The sequence below is a fragment of the uncultured Campylobacter sp. genome (assembly GCF_938018035.1).
In the GTDB taxonomy this organism is placed as follows: domain Bacteria; phylum Campylobacterota; class Campylobacteria; order Campylobacterales; family Campylobacteraceae; genus Campylobacter_B.
The window spans coordinates 1-1,118 of the sequence record NZ_CALIJF010000250.1 but is presented as its reverse complement, the minus strand read 5'-3'; the positions used below and the strand labels follow the sequence as shown (position 1 = coordinate 1,118).

Below are 1,118 nucleotides of genomic sequence, written 5' to 3'. Positions count from 1 at the left end.
ACCCAGCTTAGACTTTGGGATAAAAAGCTCATCGAGCGAGTCGTCCTGGCGGTGAAAAAGATCTCCGTAAATTTTGATCGTAAATCGCTCGGTCGGCACTATCTTTAAATTTAGTCCGAAATTATAATTTTTCTTGTCGTTGGCTTTTTCTCCGTTTAGATCGTTGATGATCCAGCCGTCCTCTTTGGACGCCGAGCCGTTTAAGCCTAAAAATAGTTTATCATCAATCAGCGCGCCGCTGGTTTCAAAAAGACCTAGCATGTATTTGTGCGAGCCGTATTCGGCGCCGACGCTGCCGCTCCATTCGTTAGTCGGTTCTTTTAAAACGATATTAATGATGCCGCCGATTGAGTCTTTGCCGTAGATCGCACTGCTAGGACCTCGCAAAACCTCGACGTGATCGATATTTGTAACGGGGATATAGGCTGCGTCTTTGTTACTTTGCGCTACGCCGCCGACATAGACCGTGACGGGGTTAGAACTCGTATATATCGAAGGATTGAGTCCTCTAGTACTGATGCCCTCGTACATCCCGCCCACACCGGTAATGTTTGGCATAGTTTTTACCAGCTCCTCGACGTTTTTGACTTCTCGTTCTTGTAGCTCAGTATCACTTACGACGCTGATACTTTGTGGCACATCCTTTAAATTTTCACTTATTTTGTTTGCGGTAACTTCTACTTCGCCGAGATTTACGCTTTGCTTAGTTTGCTCGTCGGCTATGGCTGGATTTGCGGCGCTCAATAAAAGTAGGGTAGCTACAGCTTCAGAGAGAGAGAGAGAGAGAGAGAGTAAAAACTTTCAAAATTTAACTCCTAAAATCTGATAAAATTTCGTGTTATTATATCAGATGAGATAATCATTGTCAATACTATTATAATATTAAATTAATGTAGAATATAAGTATGATTTATATTGAATTTAATGTTGCAAATTTAGATACGAAATAGGGCGATACAATAAGCTTATTAGAATTTAAATAAATACGTTCATAAAAATTTATGGAAATGATGCAAAATTAATAAAATCAAAAAATTCATTTTTATAAATCACTTACTACATAGAAATCATTAATATGAAAATATATATCAGTAGTTCATCGTTTTTCAATTTCTTGG

Annotated in this window: 1 protein-coding gene; it reads right to left on the bottom strand. The window is 38.6% G+C overall.

Annotation, left to right across the window (positions count from 1 at the left end; all coding sequences use genetic code 11):
• Positions 1–744, bottom strand: a 744-nt coding sequence (locus tag Q0257_RS07355) for a TonB-dependent receptor plug domain-containing protein (protein WP_298023457.1), incomplete at its 3' end; no start/stop codon positions are given.
• Positions 745–1,118: the final 374 nt, after the last annotated feature.